20 protein-coding genes are annotated in these 21038 nt (G+C 36.1%); 15 read left to right on the forward strand and 5 right to left on the reverse strand.

All coding sequences use genetic code 11. The features are described 5' to 3' along the window. Window positions 1-25: 25 nt before the first annotated feature. Complete coding sequence (locus ACWNMY_RS13720; RefSeq protein WP_449538828.1) at window positions 26-1081, reverse strand: ATP synthase beta subunit C-terminal domain-containing protein; 1056 nt, start codon at window positions 1079-1081, stop codon at window positions 26-28. A gap of 500 nt (window positions 1082-1581) precedes the next feature. Here ACWNMY_RS13720 and ACWNMY_RS13725 point away from each other — a divergent pair, with 500 nt between their 5' ends. The 9 genes from ACWNMY_RS13725 (at window position 1582) to ACWNMY_RS13765 (ending at window position 10122) form a co-directional block, all read left to right on the forward strand. Further along, window positions 1582-2193 (forward strand): DNA-3-methyladenine glycosylase, encoded by a 612-nt coding sequence (locus ACWNMY_RS13725; protein ID WP_449539129.1) that lies wholly within the window; start codon window positions 1582-1584, stop codon window positions 2191-2193. 126 nt (window positions 2194-2319) lie between these two features. Next, window positions 2320-2667, forward strand: coding sequence for a lmo0954 family membrane protein (locus ACWNMY_RS13730; RefSeq protein ID WP_449538829.1), 348 nt, complete (start codon window positions 2320-2322; stop codon window positions 2665-2667). A 172-nt stretch (window positions 2668-2839) separates the two neighbouring features. Continuing rightward, complete coding sequence (locus tag ACWNMY_RS13735; protein WP_449538830.1) at window positions 2840-3487, forward strand: PspA/IM30 family protein; 648 nt, start codon at window positions 2840-2842, stop codon at window positions 3485-3487. A gap of 134 nt (window positions 3488-3621) precedes the next feature. Beyond that, window positions 3622-4356, forward strand: a complete 735-nt coding sequence (liaF, locus tag ACWNMY_RS13740; RefSeq protein WP_449538831.1) for a cell wall-active antibiotics response protein LiaF — start codon at window positions 3622-3624, stop codon at window positions 4354-4356. Further along, window positions 4353-5399: a sensor histidine kinase gene (locus ACWNMY_RS13745; RefSeq protein ID WP_449538832.1), complete on the forward strand. Its 1047-nt coding sequence runs from the start codon at window positions 4353-4355 to the stop codon at window positions 5397-5399. The genes liaF and ACWNMY_RS13745 overlap by 4 nt, the downstream gene beginning before the upstream one ends. After that, window positions 5392-6024: a response regulator gene (locus ACWNMY_RS13750; protein ID WP_449538833.1), complete on the forward strand. Its 633-nt coding sequence runs from the start codon at window positions 5392-5394 to the stop codon at window positions 6022-6024. The genes ACWNMY_RS13745 and ACWNMY_RS13750 overlap by 8 nt, the downstream gene beginning before the upstream one ends. A gap of 294 nt (window positions 6025-6318) precedes the next feature. After that, entirely contained in the window at window positions 6319-7464 is a 1146-nt protein-coding gene (locus tag ACWNMY_RS13755; RefSeq protein WP_449538834.1) for an HD-GYP domain-containing protein, read from the forward strand. 178 nt (window positions 7465-7642) lie between these two features. Beyond that, on the forward strand, window positions 7643-8845 hold the full coding sequence (locus ACWNMY_RS13760; protein WP_449538835.1) for a hypothetical protein: 1203 nt from the start codon (window positions 7643-7645) through the stop codon (window positions 8843-8845). 38 nt (window positions 8846-8883) lie between these two features. After that, window positions 8884-10122 (forward strand): ATP-binding protein, encoded by a 1239-nt coding sequence (locus ACWNMY_RS13765; RefSeq protein ID WP_449538836.1) that lies wholly within the window; start codon window positions 8884-8886, stop codon window positions 10120-10122. Window positions 10123-10166: 44 nt separating this feature from the next. On the opposite strand, the gene ACWNMY_RS13770 is transcribed toward ACWNMY_RS13765, so the two are convergent. Then, a complete protein-coding gene (locus tag ACWNMY_RS13770) occupies window positions 10167-10391 on the reverse strand; it encodes a hypothetical protein (protein WP_449538837.1) in 225 nt (74 codons plus the stop codon). Between the two features lie 311 nt (window positions 10392-10702). Here ACWNMY_RS13770 and helD point away from each other — a divergent pair, with 311 nt between their 5' ends. After that, the gene (gene helD / locus ACWNMY_RS13775) at window positions 10703-12991 is read left to right on the forward strand and encodes an RNA polymerase recycling motor HelD (RefSeq protein ID WP_449538838.1); all 2289 of its coding nucleotides are present in this window, start codon (window positions 10703-10705) and stop codon (window positions 12989-12991) included. Between the two features lie 43 nt (window positions 12992-13034). Here the strand turns inward: helD and ACWNMY_RS13780 are convergent, their stop codons facing one another. After that, on the reverse strand, window positions 13035-14591 hold the full coding sequence (locus ACWNMY_RS13780; protein ID WP_449538839.1) for an ABC-F family ATP-binding cassette domain-containing protein: 1557 nt from the start codon (window positions 14589-14591) through the stop codon (window positions 13035-13037). A 201-nt stretch (window positions 14592-14792) separates the two neighbouring features. On the opposite strand from ACWNMY_RS13780, the gene ACWNMY_RS13785 reads away from it, so the two are divergent. From ACWNMY_RS13785 to ACWNMY_RS13800, 4 genes are all read left to right on the forward strand, one after another. Further along, window positions 14793-16121 carry a polysaccharide biosynthesis protein gene (locus ACWNMY_RS13785; RefSeq protein ID WP_449538840.1) on the forward strand — a complete coding sequence of 443 codons (1329 nt, stop codon included), beginning with the start codon at window positions 14793-14795 and terminating at the stop codon, window positions 16119-16121. A gap of 248 nt (window positions 16122-16369) precedes the next feature. Then, a complete protein-coding gene (locus tag ACWNMY_RS13790) occupies window positions 16370-17059 on the forward strand; it encodes a Na-translocating system protein MpsC family protein (protein ID WP_449538841.1) in 690 nt (229 codons plus the stop codon). A gap of 141 nt (window positions 17060-17200) precedes the next feature. Further along, complete coding sequence (locus ACWNMY_RS13795; protein ID WP_449538842.1) at window positions 17201-17881, forward strand: Na-translocating system protein MpsC family protein; 681 nt, start codon at window positions 17201-17203, stop codon at window positions 17879-17881. Between the two features lie 115 nt (window positions 17882-17996). After that, window positions 17997-19193, forward strand: coding sequence for an ATP-binding protein (locus ACWNMY_RS13800; protein WP_449538843.1), 1197 nt, complete (start codon window positions 17997-17999; stop codon window positions 19191-19193). Window positions 19194-19260: 67 nt separating this feature from the next. Here ACWNMY_RS13800 and ACWNMY_RS13805 read toward each other — a convergent pair whose 3' ends face one another. Both ACWNMY_RS13805 and ACWNMY_RS13810 read right to left on the reverse strand, forming a co-directional pair. Beyond that, window positions 19261-19626: an ArsR/SmtB family transcription factor gene (locus ACWNMY_RS13805; RefSeq protein ID WP_449538844.1), complete on the reverse strand. Its 366-nt coding sequence runs from the start codon at window positions 19624-19626 to the stop codon at window positions 19261-19263. Next, the gene (locus ACWNMY_RS13810; protein ID WP_449538845.1) at window positions 19626-20042 is read right to left on the reverse strand and encodes an SRPBCC family protein; all 417 of its coding nucleotides are present in this window, start codon (window positions 20040-20042) and stop codon (window positions 19626-19628) included. The genes ACWNMY_RS13805 and ACWNMY_RS13810 overlap by 1 nt, the downstream gene beginning before the upstream one ends. A gap of 246 nt (window positions 20043-20288) precedes the next feature. Here ACWNMY_RS13810 and ACWNMY_RS13815 point away from each other — a divergent pair, with 246 nt between their 5' ends. Next, window positions 20289-21008 (forward strand): TerC family protein, encoded by a 720-nt coding sequence (locus ACWNMY_RS13815; RefSeq protein WP_449538846.1) that lies wholly within the window; start codon window positions 20289-20291, stop codon window positions 21006-21008. Window positions 21009-21038 lie beyond the last annotated feature (30 nt).

The raw sequence follows: 21038 nt of genomic DNA on the forward strand, positions 1-21038 counted from the left end.
CGAATGCTCTCCTGCCTTTTTGCCTCTAGTCGAGTTTTCCAATGTAGGCTAAATCTTTAACATCATGTGAGTCAGTTGTGCCATCGAGAATTTTACGAATATCCTGTAAGGAGTCTTGTAAACTGATCGTTTCTCCCTTTTTACCTGTGAAGGCTTCAGCTACATAAAAGGGCTGTGTCAAATATGCTTCCAAGCGTTCACCTCGATTATAGGTTTGTACCTCTGTTTCAGGGAGTTTTTCAACTCCATGTACCGTAACGAGGGAACGAAGCTCGCGGTATCTTCGCAGTAGTTTCTTTGCTCGTTGTTGGATGGTAAAATGTGTTTGGTCAAGGTGTGCAAGGTGTGCCCCTTCAAGAACAGAAGAGGTTGAATAAACTGGGTTAACGGCAGGATATTGATGTCTAGCAGTGAGGTCAGCGTCAAATTGCCACAGCGTTTCAAGAGGTCCATATGGAACGTCGTCGTCTACAACTTCTCCTTTTAAATCTACCAGAATAGTCGTGACAGAATCAATTCCAGCATTATGAAGTTTCTCCTGTAAGCTTTGGATTTCTCCTGTAATAACATGGGTACGATCAGCTGCAAAGGCAACTTCTTTGGATGCATCAAGCTTTGCAATTTCTTCATATGCTTCGTTGATTGTTCTTACTTGGATTTGAACTTCATCTAAAAGATCATTTACTTCTGGATGATCTCCATCTGGCAATAGCAAAACGGTGGTAAAATCATTCTTACGTAGGCGATGGAAAAGTTCAGCTAGCACAACAAGTTGCCCCATCCCTGGACGTGCCACAAGTCCAACTGTCCCCCCTTTTGCTAATGGAGCAAAAACATCAAGCGTTTTAATTCCAGTTTCAATCATTTCAATCTTCTCCCCTCTAATAAGCAATTCATCCAAACTACATTCAGCTAAATCGGCAAGTGCCACCAAGGTACGTACTTCCGCACGACCAACCGGTATTTTTCCAGTACAAAGGTTAGAAACTGTTGCAGGACGTAACCCAACAGCACGCGCTGCAGTTGTTAAATTTGGTACTTTTCTACGGAGTAAAGAAACATTTAATCGAATATCTTCCAAAAATTTCACCTCCTGTTACTTTTTAGAGTAAAATATTTTGCTTTTGAATGCAATAAGTAATTTCGCTTTGAGGTAATTTTTTTTACGTTTGAAGATTATGGACCTCCTAAAAGTCCATAACAAGGAACATTGTTTAAAAAAAGATTGAAGTCATTTTCGAACCTTCAAAATCAAAAACGGATCAAGTGACGGTACGCAAACGCAGTAATCGTACCTTCAAAATTAAAAACGGAGCAAGTGACGGTATGCAAATGCAGTAATCGTACCTTCAAATTGAAAAACGGATCAAGTGACGGTACGCAAATGCAGTAATCGTACCTTCAAAATCAAAAACGGATCAAGTGACGGTATGCAAATACACGTAATGTACCCTCTTAAACCAGATTCACAACTAATGATGGTATGGAATCCCGATCCCTGCTACAAATCATACAAGCTAACATAACAAAGAATACATACCGTCCTATACACGAATAATAAACCAAAATGCCTAAATGGAGTTGAGTCCCATGAACCCAATCCTACCTGAATCATTTTTCCATCAACCAACATTAGAACTCGCAAAGGCGCTTCTCGGCTGTAAGCTTGTAAAGCGTACAGAGGATGGTCTCGCATCGGGCTATATCGTCGAAACCGAAGCCTATAAAGGGCCGGAAGACCGGGCAGCGCACTCCTTTGAAAACAAAAGAACGAAACGAACTGAGGTAATGTTTGGTGAGCCTGGGTACGTATACACCTATCAAATGCACACTCATACTCTTGTTAACGTAGTAAGTGGTGAGTTAGATAAGCCTGAGGCAGTGCTAATTAGAGCGGTTGAACCTGATGAAGGCATTGAACTCATGTATAACAGAAGAGGGAATATAGACAAGCGCAATCTTACAAACGGTCCAGGTAAGTTGACGAAAGCGTTAGGGATTTCAATGGAGGATTATGGTCGTCCCTTTTTCGAGCCGCCTATTTATATTGAAGAAGGATATACGCCTCTTGAAATTTCGACTGGGGCACGAATTGGCATTGAAAATACTGGAGAGGCAAAGGATTATCCATGGAGATTTTGGATTACGGGAAACCCTTTTGTTTCGCGAAAAGATAAGGTCTACTCACATTGAGTGGACCATTTTTTATGTGAAGCTTATCTCTCCTAAGCCTGAAGTCTTAGTGAAAAATATATCTGGGGCTCATTATGACGAAACGCGATACAGGATAAGATGGAAACATGAAAGGAGGAAGTAAACATGAAAAAATTCGGATTGTTTATTCTTGGAGGTATCGCAGCGATTGTGCTTCTATCACAGCTTGGCCCAATGATTGGTTTGGTGATAAGCCTAGCGATCCTGTACTTCGCATTTAAGAAGTTTGTAAAATCAGATTCTATATCAAGCAAGGTGCTATGGGCAATTATTGGAGTGATCGCATTAACAGCTTCCGCTTCAAATGTACCAGCAATCTTAGGCATCGTTGCAGCATACATCCTTTACGTAGTTATTAAAAACTGGAAAAAAGAAAAGCAAGAAGTTATCTCTGATACAGCAGACCCGTTCACAAATTTTGAAAAACAATGGGCTGAATTAAACAAACAGTAATCGTTATAAGAATCACCCAGTTAATGGTAAAAGAAGGACGTATTCAATGGTAAACCCGTTCAAAGAGATGTTCAATACCGAGATGAAGGGCTATTCCAAGTAGTCACAGTCCCTAAGGACTTAATACGAGACTAACAATATAGATAATTTTTTTAAAAGGAGAATGATACAAATGGCAAACCTATTTACTCGATTAAAGGATACAGTTATGGCAGACTTTCATGAATTACTAGATGAAAAAGAAAAGAAAAATCCAATTGCATTGCTCAACCAGTATTTACGTCAATGTGAGGCAGAGGTAGAGAAAGTACGTAAGCTTGTGGAACGTCAACATTCGCTTAAGGATCAGTTTGCAAGAGAACATCGTGTAGCAGTTGCACTTGTTGAAAAGCGTAAACACCAAGCAAGTGTCGCACAAGAAGCTGGAGAAAATGAACTGTATGAGTTTGCAATTCAAGAGCAAACTGCCTATGAAGAACGTTCAGCAAAATTGCAGGAAATGCTAACGAATGCAAGTGCCAATTTAATTGAACTTGAAAGAAAGTATGAAGAAATGAAACATAAGTTAAAAGACATGCATATCAAGCGTATGGAGTTAATGGGTCGTGAAAATATAGCTCGTGCTAACCACCGAATGAACCAGGTACTTGATACAAATGCATATACAGGTAAAGCTTCAAGAACCTTTGAAGAGATGGAATATTATTTAGAGCGCCTAGAGCATCAAGTTAATTCCTCTTACCATCGCAATACAATAGATGCTAGGATTGCTCAGCTTGAAAAAGAAGGAAAAAAAGAAGAAACTCATTCAATTTCCTAGTAGAAACATGGTATTCTAAGAAGGCGTAGACTATCTACGTCTTCTTATTCAAATCAAATGAACTTTGGCTTTTTTGGCCAAACACTACTTACGGTTAATAATCAATATATTCAATGTGAGGGGAGGCCAGCGCCTTGTTAGATAAAATGAAGTCAGACTATCTTAATGTTATTTTTCTTCTCGGAATCATTCTTTTAATTATCGAAGTTTCCTTTTTTGATGGCGGGATCCTCTTTTCTTTAGTCATTTCGATTGGATGTATTTATATTGGTCGTAAAAAGCTTCCACGAACATTTGGCAAGATTCTTTTCTGGTTCGGCTGGATAAGCTTAGCTCTTACAATCTTTAGCATGATGACAGTGAAGTTTTTTCTACTAGCTATTTTTATCTACGTATTAATTCAATTTTTTCAATCAAAGAAAAATCCAGCATATATAAAACCTGATATAAAACAAACGGTAAAAACTTCCGTTCAGGAACCTGTATTGAAGCGTAAACCGTTGTTCCAAAATCTTATCTTTGGACAGCAAAAGACGCCTGAGTATGTCTATGAATGGAATGATGTAAATATCCAATCAGGGATTGGAGATAGCATTATTGATTTAAGCTATACGGTTCTTCCAAAGGGTGAATCAGTCATCTATATTCGGAATCTGATTGGAAATGTTCAAGTATTTGTTCCCTATGAGGTAGAGGTTAAGGTGAGTCATTCTGTCCTATATGGCTCTACAACCATTTTCGAAAATCATGATTTAAAAACCTATAACCAGGCTCTTCAGTATCAAACCGAACAATACGACAATGAGGAATACAAACTGAAAATCATAACCTCAATTGGAGTGGGAGACCTTGAGGTGAAACGAGTATGAGTACAATACAAAAACAAATTGTAGTTGGACTATGTGTTTCTGTATGTTTATTTATACTTTCTCATGTTATATCGTTCATGGCTTTCCCTCTAGCAAATTGGTCGGCCTTATGGCAAACAGAATTGATGGATCTTCCCTATATCATACTTGCAATAAGTTTTAGCCTATTAGGTGGGCTGATTTTTGGTATTGTATCAGGTGTACTTTGGAGAAAACAACTGTTAACAGTTTCTGATGCGATTTATCAGATTGAGCAAGGTAGAACTGTTACGCATATACCTGAAAATCAATCAGCAGAAATGAATACGATATGGGAACGAATAAAAAAGGTTCAAACCCATATCTCAGAACAAATCAAATTGTCTCAGAAGTTGGCTAATGAAAAGGCGGAAGATCAAGAAAAACGGATCCAGAAAATTGTTTCAGAGGAACGTAACCGATTGGCGAGGGAACTCCACGATTCGGTAAGTCAACAATTGTTTGCTGCATCCATGTTGATGTCAGCAATCAATGAAACAAATCCGCCGGCAGAAAACCGACAAACGAAACAGCTTAAATTGGTGGAGGAAATGATTCATCAATCACAATTAGAAATGAGAGCCCTCCTACTTCATTTACGTCCTGTAGCGTTAAAAGGAAAAACATTACAGGAAGGAATCAAGGAGCTACTAGTCGAATTAGCACAAAAGGTTCCTGTAACAGTGGAAACGAAAATTGAGGACTTTCCAATTGATAAAGGGGTAGAGGATCATTTATTTCGTATTCTTCAAGAGTCTGTATCAAACACCCTCCGACATGCAAAAGCAAATCAATTAGAAGTCCTATTAATTAAAAGGGATGATTTTGTCATTTTACGTATTGTGGATGATGGAATTGGCTTTGATGTGGAAGTTGCAAAAGCAGGTTCATACGGACTTCAAAATATGTATGAACGTGCAGTAGAAATTGGTGGAACGATGAGAATTGTAAGTATCAATAATAAAGGAACAAGGATTGAAGTCAAGGTTCCTATGCTAAAGCTAGAGGGTGGAGAAGATGATTAAAGTATTATTTGTCGATGATCATGAAATGGTGAGAATAGGTGTTTCTTCCTATTTATCAGCGCAATCGGATATTGATGTCATTGGAGAAGCAGATGATGGAAAAAGGGCGGTCGAGCTTGCTTTAGAATTACGACCTGACATTATTTTAATGGACCTTGTGATGAAGGAAATGGATGGAATAGAGGCAACTAGGCAAATCATTCAAAGCTGGCCCGAGGCGAAGATCATTATCGTAACAAGCTTTATTGATGACGAGAAGGTATATCCAGCATTAGAGGCGGGAGCAACAAGCTATATGCTCAAGACATCGAAGGCAAGTGAAATAGCGGAGGCTGTTCGTAAGACATACCATGGTCAATCTGTACTAGAGCCTGAAGTTACAGGTAAAATGATGGTTCGTATGAGACAAAAGGATACACATCTACCACACGAAGAACTAACAAATAGAGAAATGGAGATCCTACTCTTAATCGCTGACGGTAAAACAAATCAAGAGATAGCGGATGAACTGTTTATTGCGTTAAAGACTGTGAAAGTACATGTAAGTAATATACTAAGTAAACTAGAGGTTCAGGATCGAACGCAAGCGGTTATCTATGCTTTTAAACATTCACTTGTCAAGTGAGAATATACCATAAAAATTTCAAAGAAAAAGCACAGAAATTGTATCTGTGCTTTTTTGTTATGTAGGAAATACTCTCTATATAGGTATTTATACCTATATTATGTTTTCCAGTATTTATATTATTTAGGAAGAATTTTGTACCTAATTAACTATTTAGTTTGTGGGTCAAATGGTTTATAATTGAAAAGTCGATATTTGACGAATCTCGTCTGAGACTTTAGTACCTTTTTTGTAAAAATTAAAGGTTTTTTGTGTGTTTATATAGAAATATTAGAAAAAATGGGGAAAAATGTGATGCAGAAAATGAATAAAAGCTCGGCATTTTTATATGAAGAAAAAAGGACTGTTACTTGGTTTAGTACATTATTTTTTATCATACTATTTGGCTATGATATCTTTTATTATTTTATTTATCCTAGTTATGATTCTGTAGTATCTTATGGATTCCCTACTGATTTTGTATACGTAATGTATTTTTTTCTATTGTTACTTCTTCCTTTAATATTTTTTAATAATAGGAGAGATAAACAGCATTATACTAAATACTATTTTTTCTTTACTTATGTAATTCTAAGTCTTATAAACGAACTCTTTATTTTCTGGAATAGACCAGAATCCCTATCTACAGGTAATGCAGTAGAGGTTTTCTTCGTATTGTTTTCTCCAATTTTTGTGAATAAAAAGTATTTCTGGACAGTTGTAATAGGGTTGGTCGTAAAATACGCATTATTAGGTGGAATGCTCCTAAATATATTAGTAGCTTTTCCAATCGTAATCACAATTGTACTCGCAATAATAGCTTATATATTCTTAAATAGATTCCAAAGTTATATCAATGCTTTAAGTACCTCTTATGATCAACAAATGGAGGGAATTGTAAAAGGTGTGATTGCAGCACTTGAATTAAAGGACCCTTATACAAGAGGTCATAGTGAACGAGTAGCAAAGTATGCAATGGTACTGGCAAAAGAGATAGATGTATTTTCGAAGGATGAATTGAAGTCTTTTAATTATGCTTGTTTACTACACGATATCGGTAAAGTGAATATTCCCGATTCAATACTTATGAAGCCTGCTAAATTAACAACTGATGAATATGAGGTTATAAAAACACACCCAGTTGTAGGGGAAGAAGCTGTAAAAAGTGTTGAAGGTCTTGGTACAAGCTTAAGCATAATAAGATCACATCACGAAAGATGGGATGGTAAAGGCTATCCTGATAAACTTAAAGAAAATAACATTCCATTAAAAGCTCGAATAGTAGCGATTGCAGATGCTTTTGATGCAATGACATCTTCTCGTTCATATCGAGGAGCACTGCCAGTGGAAGAGGCCTATAATCGAATTCTTCAAGGAGAGGGAACCCAATTTGATCCCGATCTAGTAGCAAGATTTAAAAAAGTGTACCCTCAATGGATTGATATACAACAAAAATCTTGAAAAATAAGAAAAGGAATGCGGAGGTGAGAATATGCAAATCAAGAAGCTAAAAAGAATTAAAGCTACTTGCTGGTGGTGTATATTTGTACCAGGAGGCCCAAGAGGATAATCAATAGATGAGTAGGATGCTTTCTTTGAATAGAGCATCCTTTTATTATGAAAAAAAGTAGGTGTGAACATGAACTTAACAGCTGAATCCACTTTACAATTACATGAGTTGGAGATTCATAAAGACAATAAGAATTATATTATTGAAGATTTGATAACTCATGAATTTTATGAAATGTCAGAGGTATGTATAGATGGTATTCGCTTAATTAATGATGGTTTGTCACTTGTTGAAGTAGAGCGCCTGCTGATTGATAAATATCCAAATGAGAATATAAACTTACTAGATTTTGGTCAGCAATTACTGGAACTAGAACTAGTTGACATGATTGATGGTACAAAAGTAAGTATAGAAAATACACGTAATTATGAAGAACTAGGACTAAGATGGATACCTGCTAAATTAGGAAAATTTTTCTTTAATAGATTTACTCGTTTTATCTATCCTTTATTATTATTAAGCAATATCATTCTGTTCATTACTAATACAAGTCTCTTTCCCGGCTACAAAGATATATTCGTTTTTAATACAATGATGTTTAATATCCTTTTATACGCAGGAATATCGGTGATTCTATTACTTGTACACGAAAGCGGCCATATTTTAGCTATACGTTCATTCAATCTTCCTACACGATTACAAATAGGAAGTCGATTGTTCTTTGTAGTCCTTGAAACAGATCTTACACAAGCATGGAAGCTTTCCTCTAAAGAAAGAATCCTCTTATTTCTAGCGGGAGTTTATTTTGATAGTGTACTTCTTTTTATAGCCTTATTCTTAAAAACGATAATCCCGTTCTCTTATGTAATAGTAGACGGAATACTAGGTCTCATCGTCTTTGATATTGTAATAAGAATCATTTATCAATGTTGTATCTATATGAAAACAGATCTTTATTATGTCATTGAAAACAGTACAGGGAACTATAACTTAATGGAGAGTGGGAAAGAACTTATTAAAAGTATTTCCAGGCGTGTTAGAGTTTCTGTAGAAAATAGGGTGATAGTACTTTATTCTTTTCTATATTTTATTGGCCTTGTAATGACTTTTACGGTGTTTATTATTTACTATATTCCTCAACTAGTATATATAATGAAAAAGGTTCTTCCTGGGTTTTCGGAATCAATCTCTTCTCTTCAATTTTGGGATGCAGCCATTTTTAGTGCGCAGTTATTGCTTTTTATAGTACTTTTACTTTATTCATGGGCAAAAAAATATAAGGAGAAGAAAAGTTATAGTACAATATACCCAGGTGAGGAAAATAGTATATAATGATGACATTATGTCCTTTTACTAAGTGAGGAAAAAATATGAAATACCCAAATTTAAATCCTAATTCTCAGCTAATCCATGAAGAAAAAAAAGCCCTTCGTATATATATATTATTGTTTTATAGCGTGTTAATGCTCTATGATGTTTTTTATTACTTTTTGTATCCTCTATTCATTACTCAGACCGAGGTTGGTTTACCTACAGTAGCAGGTTATTGGGTATATTTAATCTTGTTTTCATTAATACCTATATCGTTTTACCTTTTCAAAATGAATAAACTTCATGCAATAAAATATATGTATGTGATCGTATATTTATCTGTTACTGCCTTAGATGATATAATTTCCTTTTTGGGAAGAGATATAATATATCAAAATGGAAATGCTGCTGAAATTGTTTTTTTGTTATTTTCACCTATTTTTATAAATAAGAAATTCTTTTGGACTATCTTCTTTTCGCTAATTTTTAAATATGGATTAATTGGTATAGTGTTAAATACTGTAAATACCATGCTGCCAATTCTATTAGTTGTAATTTTCTCTATCGTCGCCTATATCCTATTAACCAGGTTTTCTTCTTATATTGAAGCTTTAACAGATACACACGAGGAGCTTCGGCATAAGGAGAAGCTTGCATTTGTTGGGCAAATGGCCACGACGATTGGACATGAGATACGCAATCCGCTTGCTTCTCTCAAGGGGTTCACACAGCTTCAGCGGGAAAAGCATAAAGAAGATGAAGCTCATTACTCGATTATGGAGCAAGAGATAGATCGGATTGATTCAATCTTGAATGACGTACTCGTCATTGGTAAGCCGAAGAGTTTACATGTTTCCCAATGTAATCTAGAGGAACTCATTAATTATGTTATTTCCATAACGGAACAATCGGAACAGGGTAAAAATTGTGAGATAGACGTGCAAATTGAAAACTCCCTGCCTCTTATTGAATGTGATGAGAAACAGATGAAGCAGGTGTTTCTAAACCTGATTAAAAATGGTGTAGAGTCAGTTCCTGATGATGGAAAATTAACGATTGAATGTCGAAATGAATCAAATAATTGGGTGTTGATTCGCATTTGTGATAAGGGTTGCGGAATACCTAAGATTGTACAAGAAAAACTGTTTGAACCATTTTTCACTACCAAGGATTATGGAACTGGGCTAGGTCTGATGGTTTCGAAGAAAATTATTGAGGATCACCATGGAACAATTCAAATTGCTAGTGAAGAAGGAAAAGGGACTGAAGTTACAATTACATTACCCATTACTCAATAGACAAAAAAGCTGACTTCAAAGGGAGTCAGCTTTTGTTCGTACAACTATTTCATTTCAGCTTCTGTTTCTTCAGCGCTCTTGTTTTCATGCCACATTTTGAGATGTGTTAAAATCGAGAAGGCAAAAAAGAAATTCATTGCGAGAACGCTTAGTAAAAGCTGCAGATTTCCTAAATCAATAGCTGTATACCCTTTTATTTTCATAACAATAAAGCCTTCAAAAATAAGTAAAAAGAAACTTAAGAACAAGGCTATCCCCGTCCGAATCATTGTATGATCCCCCTATGTAAACCAAAATGTTTTATTTTTGAACAAATTGTGAACTTAGTTAAATTATACAATATGAATGTTATTTTCGAAAGATGGAAACGCTTAATTAAATGTGAACTTTTTAGAGTTAGATCATCCAACAAAGGAAAAAAATGGGTTGCTATCGCTGCAAGGCTATACTATAATCAAAAATACGTCTTTTACATAAATCAAATAAAACTTTGTTCTGTTTACACACATACATTCACCATGGATTTTTATTGATTCATGGTCTTTTCATTTTTTCATAGGCTCAGGAGGTGTTATACCAAATGGTAGAGAAACATAAGGATTTTGAAACTGAGGCAGAGAGATTGGAATTCACAAAGCAGTATATGGAAATTGTCATTCGTGCATCTGAGTCGACCGAGGAGAACTTCCGTGAAGATTTGAAGGGTGCGCTTGAAGGGACGGACTTCAAGGATAGTAGTTTAAGTTATTTAAATATGTTAACGAATTCAACTTTACTAAGAAGGACTCATGAAGAGGTCCGTAATTTAAAACGAAATCGCAGCAAACCTTATTTTGCCCGGATTAATTTCAAAAGGGATGAAACGGGTAATGAGGAAGTCTTGTATTTTGGAAAAGTATCACTCTTTGACAAGGAAACTCAACAGCCAATTATCGTTGACTGGCGTTCCCCTGTTGCCAATCTGTATTATGATGGACGGTTAGGCGAGGTTTCTTACGAGGCAGAAGGTGAGGAATATAAAGGATATTTGTCCTTAAAGCGTCAATTAATAATCGAACAAGGAGAGCTTGAGGAAATTAGGGATGTTGATTTAACAACAACAGATGAACTTTTGCAAAAATCTTTGTCCGAAAGCGCGAGCAACCGATTAACAGATATTGTCTCAACGATTCAGGAAGAGCAAAATAATATTATTCGTGCAGACTTAAATAAGCCAATCATTGTACAGGGAGCAGCAGGAAGTGGAAAAACCACAATCGCTCTTCATCGAATTTCTTATTTTATCTATACCTATGCAGAGTATTTTACCCCTGAGCAACTAATGATTCTTGCTCCGAATAGACTTTTCATTGATTATATTTCTGAGGTACTCCCTGAATTAGGTGTTGATCACATTCTACAAACTACGTTAGTGGACTTCGTGAAAAAGTGTATTGGGAAACCGATAAAACTAACCAAACCAGAAGGAAAGCTACTAGGTTTTATACATGAAGAATATGAAGATCCTGAAATGATAGGATGGATTTCCTCTTTTAAGGGATCACTTGAATATAGAGATATACTAGAGCATTATATTGAAGATATTTTACAAACCTTATTACCTCAAGAAGACTTTTTTGTATCAAAGTTTCGTCTATACAAAGCCAGGGATATTCATCATTTACTGACCTATGAATATCGCTATCTTCCATATTACAAGCGAATAGAAAAGATAAAAAAGGTTCTACAAAATACGGTTCGTTTGGAAAAGAAGAAAATGCTTCATAAGGTATCAAACTTTTATGATAAGAAGCTTGATGATGTTCTATTCAAGACACAGATTGATCCTGAGAAGCGGCGCCGCTATGTGTCCAAAGCACTCGATAAGAAGGCAGAATTAATTGAAGAGATTACAAAGCAATCCCGCACAGCAGTAAATTCCTATATAAAAAAGATTCCACATCATGATATATTCTACTATTATAAAAAATTTGTAGTAGAACTTTTTCCTACCTATGCGTCAGGCATCATCACTGAAGAACAGATACAATTTTTTGTGCAGTATCAATCAAAGCTTCAAAAAGAAAAGCAGTATGAACTGGAAGATCTGGCATCGCTTTTGTACATTCAAGCCAAGCTATACGGAATTAAGAAGGAACTGAAAGCGAGAAATATTGTGATTGATGAAGCACAGGATTATAGCTATTTCCAGCTTGCTGCATTAAAAACAGCACTGGAAACGGATATGTTTACGATTGTGGGTGATTTGGCACAAGGGATTCATTCTTATCGTGGCATTAACAATTGGACCCCTGTTCTTGAAGAGATATTCCCAAGAGCTACCTACAAAACACTACAAAAAAGCTACCGGACAACAATTGAAATAATGAATACCGCCAACCAATTGCTTCAGCTTTTGCAGTTGGAATTACCTTTGGTGGAGCCAGTTGTTCGACATGGAGACAAACCTTCTTTTCATTATACGAACAACTCTGAAAAAGAAACCGTGGTGGCGATATCAAAGGAGATTTGCGCTCTCTATCATGAAAATATGAAAACAGTAGCCATTATCGGTAAGACGCATAAGGAATGCCAAAAGCTTGCAAAAGCATTTAAAAAATATAGCGATCTCCCAGTTCAACTATTAATAGAGAATGAAGAAATTAATAAGGAAGAAGTAGTCATTGTAAGTTCCCATTTATCAAAGGGTTTAGAATTTGATGCTGTCATCATTTATTCCAACGATGAAAGGTTTACGAAAAATGAAATCGACATAAAGCTTCTTTATGTATCCATGACAAGGCCATTACACAGGTTGCATTTTTTTGGAAAGGATATTAGGGATTTTTTGTTGGATGAAGTTGACTCGGAGTTATATCTTGTAAAATAGAAAGAAACGCAAAACACGTCATATGTTTTGCGTTTCTTTAATTTTAAAATACCTTTGTTGTCCAAGACTCAACATTCCAAACATCTGTTACAACATCTTGGTAAAATTCTGGTTCGTGGCAGATTAGAAGCATACTGCCTTTGTATTCTTTTAATGCACGTTTTAATTCGTCCTTTGCATCCACATCGAGATGGTTTGTTGGCTCGTCGAGGAGAAGGATATTTGTATCTCTGTTAATTAATTTACAAAGACGAACTTTTGCTTTTTCTCCACCGCTGAGAACTTCCACTTTGCTTTCGATATGCTTCGTTGTAAGACCACATTTAGCAAGTGCTGCGCGAACCTCATATTGATTAAAGGAAGGAAATTCGCTCCAGATTTCTTCAATACATGTATTGTAGTTAGCCTCTTTGATTTCTTGTTCAAAATAACCGATTTCTTGATTTTCACCAAGTTCAACCATTCCAGAAAGGGGGTTATTCATCCCGAGAATGCTTCGTAACAGAGTTGTTTTACCAATCCCGTTAGCACCTACTAATGCAATTTTTTGTCCTCTTTCCATACGGAGATTAAGTGGTTTTGAAAGTGGTTCATCATAGCCAATGACAAGATCCTTTGTTTCAAAGATAAGCTTACTCGATGTTTTACCAATTCTGAAATTAAACTCGGGTTTTGGCTTTTCCTTAGCAAGCTCAATAACTTCCATCTTATCAAGCTTCTTTTGTCGAGACATCGCCATATTTCTAGTAGAAACACGTGCCTTGTTACGGGCAACAAAGTCTTTTAGCTCAGAGATTTCCTGCTGCTGCTTTTTAAATGCCGCCTCTAATTGTTGCTTTTTCACTTCGTATACCTTTTGGAAGTTATCATAGTCCCCAACATACCGATTAAGTTCTTGATTTTCCATATGATAAATCAGATTGATAACACTATTCAAGAAAGGAATATCATGTGAAATGAGGATAAAGGCATTTTCATATTCTTGAAGATAGCGTCGTAACCAGATAATATGCTGCTCATCTAAATAGTTAGTCGGCTCATCCAGTAATAGAATATCAGGCTTTTCGAGTAATAGCTTCGCAAGCAATACCTTTGTACGCTGACCACCACTTAAATCCTGCACATCACGTTCAAGGCCAATATCCTCTAAGCCCAATCCTCGTGCAATCTCATCGACCTTCGCATCAATAATATAAAAATCATTATTAGTAAGTGTGTCTTGAATGGTCCCAACATCCTCAAGCATTTTTTCAAGCTCTTCTGGCGTTGCGTCACCCATTTTTCCATAAACTTCATTCATCTCAGCTTCCATATCAAAGAGATATTTGAAAGCAGTGTTTAATACATCACGTATTGTCATTCCTTTTTCAAGCACAGTGTGTTGGTCAAGGTAACCGACACGTACATTTTTTGACCATTCGATCTTGCCTGCATCAGGCTCAAGCTTTCCTGTGATGATATTCATAAAGGTTGATTTACCTTCACCGTTCGCACCAATTAATCCGATATGCTCACCCTTTAAAAGACGGAACGACACATCATTAAAAATAGCACGATCCCCGAATCCATGGCTCACATTTGATACTGTTAAAATACTCATCTATAAACACCTTTTTCATAAGTTAGTATGTTTAATCATTTACCGAAAAAAATTACACATATAAAGATTATAAACGAGAAAACAAAGGGTTGGAAAGGGAACATTTTTAGTAGTACAGTAAAAATTTTCTTTTGTCCAAATAATCTACGGACTTGTCTCATATTTATAGAGTATCGAATTAAACAGATAAGGGGTTACAAGATGAATACATTTTTTAAAGGAACGTTGTTATTGGTAATTGCTGCATTTATTGGGGAATGTGTTGAGTTTTTAATCAATCTTGTCCTAGCAAAAGAGCTCGGTGGGCACGGGATGGGATTATATATGACAATATTGCCTTCCATCTTCCTTGTTGTTATTTTAGCAAGCTTAGAGCTGCCAATTTCAATCTCCAAATTTATTGCTGAAAAAGAGGAAAAGTACCATCGAAGTATGCTAAAACATGCGACAGTCTTAACGACTGTATTTGCTGCAATCGTTATTTCGTTTTCATTTGTGATTTTGCCGATTATACCTGTCTTTGATGATTATCATCCATTCGTCAGATGGCTAGTGATTTTATTTATACCAATCGTTTCGTTTTTGTCGATTGCAAGAGGCTATTTCATGGGGATTCAGTCAATGGGGCGGATTGCGTTTGCGAACTTTTTGCGTAAAGCCGTTCAATTAATTTTATTGGTTTTTATTTATCAATTATTAGATTTCGAGTTACATACATCAATCCTTATTGCCTTGTGTACCATAGTAGCAAGTGATTTAATTGTATTCGGTTATTTAGGCATTGAGTATATGATTCATTATCGTAGATTAGGGCAGAAGCCTGTTTCAAACTTAAGTGGAAAATTGGTTCGACGAAACCTTCTTGCCGTATCGTTACCAACTACTGGTATGAGGATTTTTCATGCTATATCTCACGCCGTACAGCCTTTCTTAATTAAAGCAGCACTTTTAAAAGCGGGACTACCAGCAGCTGTAGCAACGGAGCATTTTGGGTTAATGACTGGGGTTGCATTAACAATTGGATTTTTCCCAGCTTTTATTGCACATTCCTTACTTATTGTATTAATACCGACCGTTTCTGAGGCTTATGCCAAACGTGATATTCCGTTACTTCGAACTTTGCTTCAGCAGGTAATGAAGATGACAATTTTATACGGTGTCCCTGCGTGTGTGATTTTCTACTATTTTGCAGAGCCGTTGACTCATATATTCTTTGAATCTGCGTCAGCAACCATTTATTTGCAAATGCTTTGGCCATACTTCTTGTTCCATTTCTTTTTAATCCCGATGCAAGCTTATCTAATCGGACTTGGACTCGTTAAGGATGCGTTTATTCACAATGTGTTGTCGACAGTCGTTTCATTTTCAATCATGTTTGTACTAGGCTCACTCCAAACCTTACAGATGGAGGGAATCATTATTGGGATGAACATGGGAGCAGTGTTACTAGCCCTACTTCATTACGTAACTATTTGTAGAAAGATAGGTATATCGGTGTTTCTAACAAAGGTTTTACATCCCATTACGTAATGGCGTTATAGCTAGAATTGATTTTAATTGTTTAATAACAAACTTCGTGATATAATGAGCAAGATTAACGTCTAGCTGTCGTTATTCTAACGATTTTTACAAACTTAAATTTAGCATATTAAATGTATATTATACCTTTGAAAATGGTAAATGGTAGAATAATAAAATGTCTAACCGTGGCCTAACTTCTAAATATTATATTTGGAGGCTAGGCCATTTTTTATTGCACTTAGGGGGATTAAGGTCCAATGTCAAGGAGTCATGTTGCAAAGCAGGAAGAATTAACGCATATTAGCAGTTTCGTGAGCAAGCTTATCAAAACTAAGTTTGGAAAAGGTCCGGAAACATGCTTTACAACCATTTCTGATCACTATATTTTGGTCCACATAAAGAAGTTTATGACAAAGATAGAATTCGAATTGGTAAATATGGATGATATCGAAACGGCTAATCTGATACGTACGAAGATTATGAAAGACTTGTTTGATCCATTACAAGAAACGTTAGAGGAGCTATGTGAGAAGAAAATTTCTCACCTTTATCAAGATTGGGATTTCGAAAAAAATACTGGTGTATTACTTCTAATAGTCGATGTAGGTGAAAAGGTTAATACGGAAAACACTCTTGAGTTTATGTTGCTTCGAAATGAAGTTAGTAGACAAAGTGAGTTCTATCAGTATCAGCCCAATGATTTAGATATGGTGAAAATTGGAGCAAGCGTTTATATCATAAGATGCTCTGGCTACTTACTTCCGATTGAACGATTACTCATGGAAAAGGGTATGCATCTATTGGAAGAGAGAGAAAATAACGTTCGGAAAAACTACCAAACCAATATTACTCGATTTAATAAAATTATCAACAAGGAAATTGATGATATTTTTATGATTTGGGATTATGAGAAAGATGTTAGCTATAAAATTTTTTATTGTAAATAATGTTGTTTTGATAATTTCTTATTTAGTTACACAAACTATATGGGGAATGATGGAAAGTAAGGGGAAATCATGCTACGATAAAAGAGGCTGATGAATAAAAGTCATTGGTTATTGTGGTTTTTCCCTAAAGGTGGGAACAACATGAATTTACAAGAAAAACTTACATACATAAGTAGTTACACAAGTAAACTGTTACGAAATAAATTCGGACGAGGACCTGAATCTTGTTTTGCAGCTACTGCAGATCATTTTTTAGTTCTACATATTCGCGGTTTTATTTCTCCTATGGAAGAAGTACTATTGGAGCAACACCAGCATATTCACGTAGACATTGCTAGGAATATTGTGATAAGTAGTATTATATCCGAGTTAAAAGGTGTGTTTCAAGTTACATTGGAATCAGAGATACGTACCTTTTATCATGATTGGAACTATCCGAATAATACGGGTGTAATTATAGCTGTTTTAGAAAACTCGTTGAATAGTATGGAGAAAAGTACTGAAGTTGATTTCTCTCTTCTTGAATCAGAGGTAGTTAGAATAAGCACAGAAGTCCAGAAACCTCCTCAAGAGGTTACTAGCTTTCAGATTTCTCCAAGGATATGTATTGTTAAACGTGAAGGTATCTTAGTACCGATTGAAAAGGCACTTATTGAAAATGGCTTCCAAAAAGAGCTTTACTTTACAAAGGATGAACTCGAAAAAGGCTATTTACACAGACAAGGCACTTTCGATCAGGTGTTTCAAAAGAAAGTTGCAGACATCTTTGTCGACTGGGATTTTAAAGAAGATAACAGTTTAATTTGTTTTATTTTAAAATAAATAAAATTATGGTAAATGTGCGGATGTCTCTTTATTCTAGACAAGCCGTCAACATGGCCTAACTTCTACTATGAGGTTAGGCCTTTTCATTTTACGTAATAGGTTGGGGGATGAAATGGGTAGAAAAAGATGGAAGGCATTAAATTTTGCTGTTCTTTTATGTTGTATTGTCTTAATAATTGGCCAAGTGTTTTACGTGAGGACAATGAATCAGTGGGAAATATATATTTTACTATTGGCTTTACTTGCTTTGTTGATAATGTTTCGTGAAACAAGAAAAAATAGAGAATTCCGCTTTTTGGTTGAAAATGCTCCATACGCAATTATTCTCACAAAGCAAAGTGGTGAAATAATGTATATGAATGACACAAGTAAATACTTACTTGGTGCTTCAGATGAAAGGTCCGTTATTGGCCATTCAATGGAGGAATACGTTCAATTTGATTCTAAGGAGCCTACGCGTAAAACTGAAAAAGGACATAAATTCAAAAGGATATCTGAGGCTAAAATCAATCATCCGAAATTAGATGAAATATCAGTTGAAGTAAAGTCAATGCCGATTACATATCGAGGAGAATGTTGTCAATATATTGTGATTCGAGACATAACCGAGGTTAAGAAAAGCCAGGAGCTCATTCAACAAACGGATAAGTTGTCAATGGTCGGGGAAATGGCGGCAGGAATTGCACATGAGATCCGTAATCCGCTGACAAGCTTAAAGGGATTTGCTCAACTGTTGCAAAGTGAACATACACCAAAGATGATAAATGGATATTCTGACATTATGGTGTCAGAAATAGACCGAATAAATGGAATAGTGGATGAAATGTTATTGTTAGCTAAGCCAAAGAAGCTTAACCTGCATAAACAAAAGATAACCACTATCTTAAACGATGTTGTCTTTTTACTAGATACCCAGGCCATTCTTCATAATATACAAATTCAGACAGAGTATCATGAAGCATGTAAAAATATCTATATACTCTGTGAAGAAAATAAACTTAAGCAGGTATTTATAAACCTCCTTAAAAACAGTATCGAGGCAATGGAAAGTGGGGGGCTCATTGATGTTTCGTTGTATCCAAGAGAGAAGAATATGATTATACGCGTTACTGATAATGGATGCGGTATTCCAAAGGAGAAACTTGAAAAGCTTGGAAAGGCATTTTTTACTACAAAGGAAAAAGGCACGGGATTGGGAATCATGATATGTCAAAATATTATTCATGAGCACGGCGGAGAAATGAAGATAGACAGTGAAGAAAATAGAGGGACAACCGTGGAGATTTTATTGCCAGTTTACAAGAATTAGGGTGATATATAGGAAGGGTAAGGACCATTTAGTAATGGATCCTTACCTTTTGCTGTTTTATATACGATTAATCCTGTTTATCACTATGTTTTACGACTTTCAATCCGTCATCAGCGTGGTTCTCAGCTATATGCTTTAATATAGAAAGTTTGTTACCCCAGAATTGGTCAAAATAGGATAACCACTCATGGAGTTCAGAAAATGAATCGGGCTGGAGACGATAGCGTTTTTCTCTGCCTACTTTTTCACCAATTACTAAATTAGCCTCGGATAAAATATGGAGATGCTTTGCAACAGCCGTTCGACTCATTGAAAAGTGTCCCGTGATTTCAGAAATCGGAAGCTCCTGTTTAGAGAGGATTCGTAAAACCTCTCTGCGCGTTGGATCAGCGATGGCTTGAAATACATCATATTTTTGTGCAGATTCTCCCACTAGTTAACAGCCACTTCACGAAGCTTTTCAAGGATGCCTGTCCAACCGCTATTCATTGTTTCACGAATCTCAGCAGCACTACGTTGTGCTTTTTCAACTTTTTCTTCGGAATCCTTCCAACCACCATGAACAAGAGTGAATTCTGTTCTTCCCTCGATTTCCTTAAGAAGAAACTCTACAAACCAGCCGTCTGTATCCCAAGAAAAGGTAAGGCGATTTGGTGGATCTACCTCAAGAACCTTACAAGGAGACGGGCCGAACGGTGATTGGATATGGAATTCATGACCTTCTTTTGGTTCTAAATTATTCGGCATGAACCAAGTTCCAATTCCTTCTCCAGTCGAAACTAGCTCCCATACCTTTTGAATTGGTGCATCAATCACAATTGTTTGTTTTATATCTTGTACTTTTGCCATTATAAATCTCCTTCTCGTTAAAAATAGAACCATTTGGTTTCACTTTTGATTATATAAAACCAAATGGTTTCGTGTCAACTTGGCTCAGACATAGTTTACCCCAGGATTCCTTTGGATAATTCTGGAGACTTTTCATACAAGATTCTTGTAACAATAAATTGAAAATGGAAAAAAAGAGGAGTACTATTAGTAGGTAATGAAATTTTACTATTTTACTATATTTATAGTTGAGGGGGGATTGACCCTATGGATATGCTGAACATACTTGGACTAGCCATATCTTCAGGAGCTACAATCGCTTTATTAAAAATTATTGCAATTGATATTATTCTATCTGGGGATAATGCTGTTGTGATTGCTATGGCAACCAGAAACCTTCCAAAGGATCAGCAAAACAAAGCAATATTTTGGGGGACAGCCGGTGCTGTTATTTTACGTATCTTGTTTGCAGCGATCATTGTTTATTTACTCAAAATCCCTTATGTAAATGTAATCGGCGGAGTATTGCTTCTTTTTATTGCCTATAAGGTATTAGTTGAGGAAGAAGGGGACGCTCATATAAAATCCTCAACAGGCTTATCAGCAGCAATTGGCACAATTATCATGGCAGATGCTGTCATGAGTCTTGATAATGTTGTTGCAGTTGCTGGGGCAGCAGACGGTCACATTGGCATGGTTGCGCTTGGAGTTGCTATTAGTATTCCAATTATGATTTTTGGTTCCAAATTTATCGTAAAGGCAATGAACAAATATGCTTGGATATCTTATATTGGATCAGGTATTCTTGCGTGGACAGCTGGTGAAATGGTCATGAAGGATAAGGGCTTTACTGAATTCCTTCATATTCAGCATGGACCAGTTTCATACGTAATTACTGCTGTTATAACAATTCTTGTCTTAGGTCTCGGGTATCAAAAAAATAAAAAGATTGCTGAAAGACGGGACAAGCTTCAACAATCCGCTTAGTAGAAAAACACCATCCGAGGATGGTGTTTT

The organism is Ferdinandcohnia sp. Marseille-Q9671, assembly GCF_976954385.1.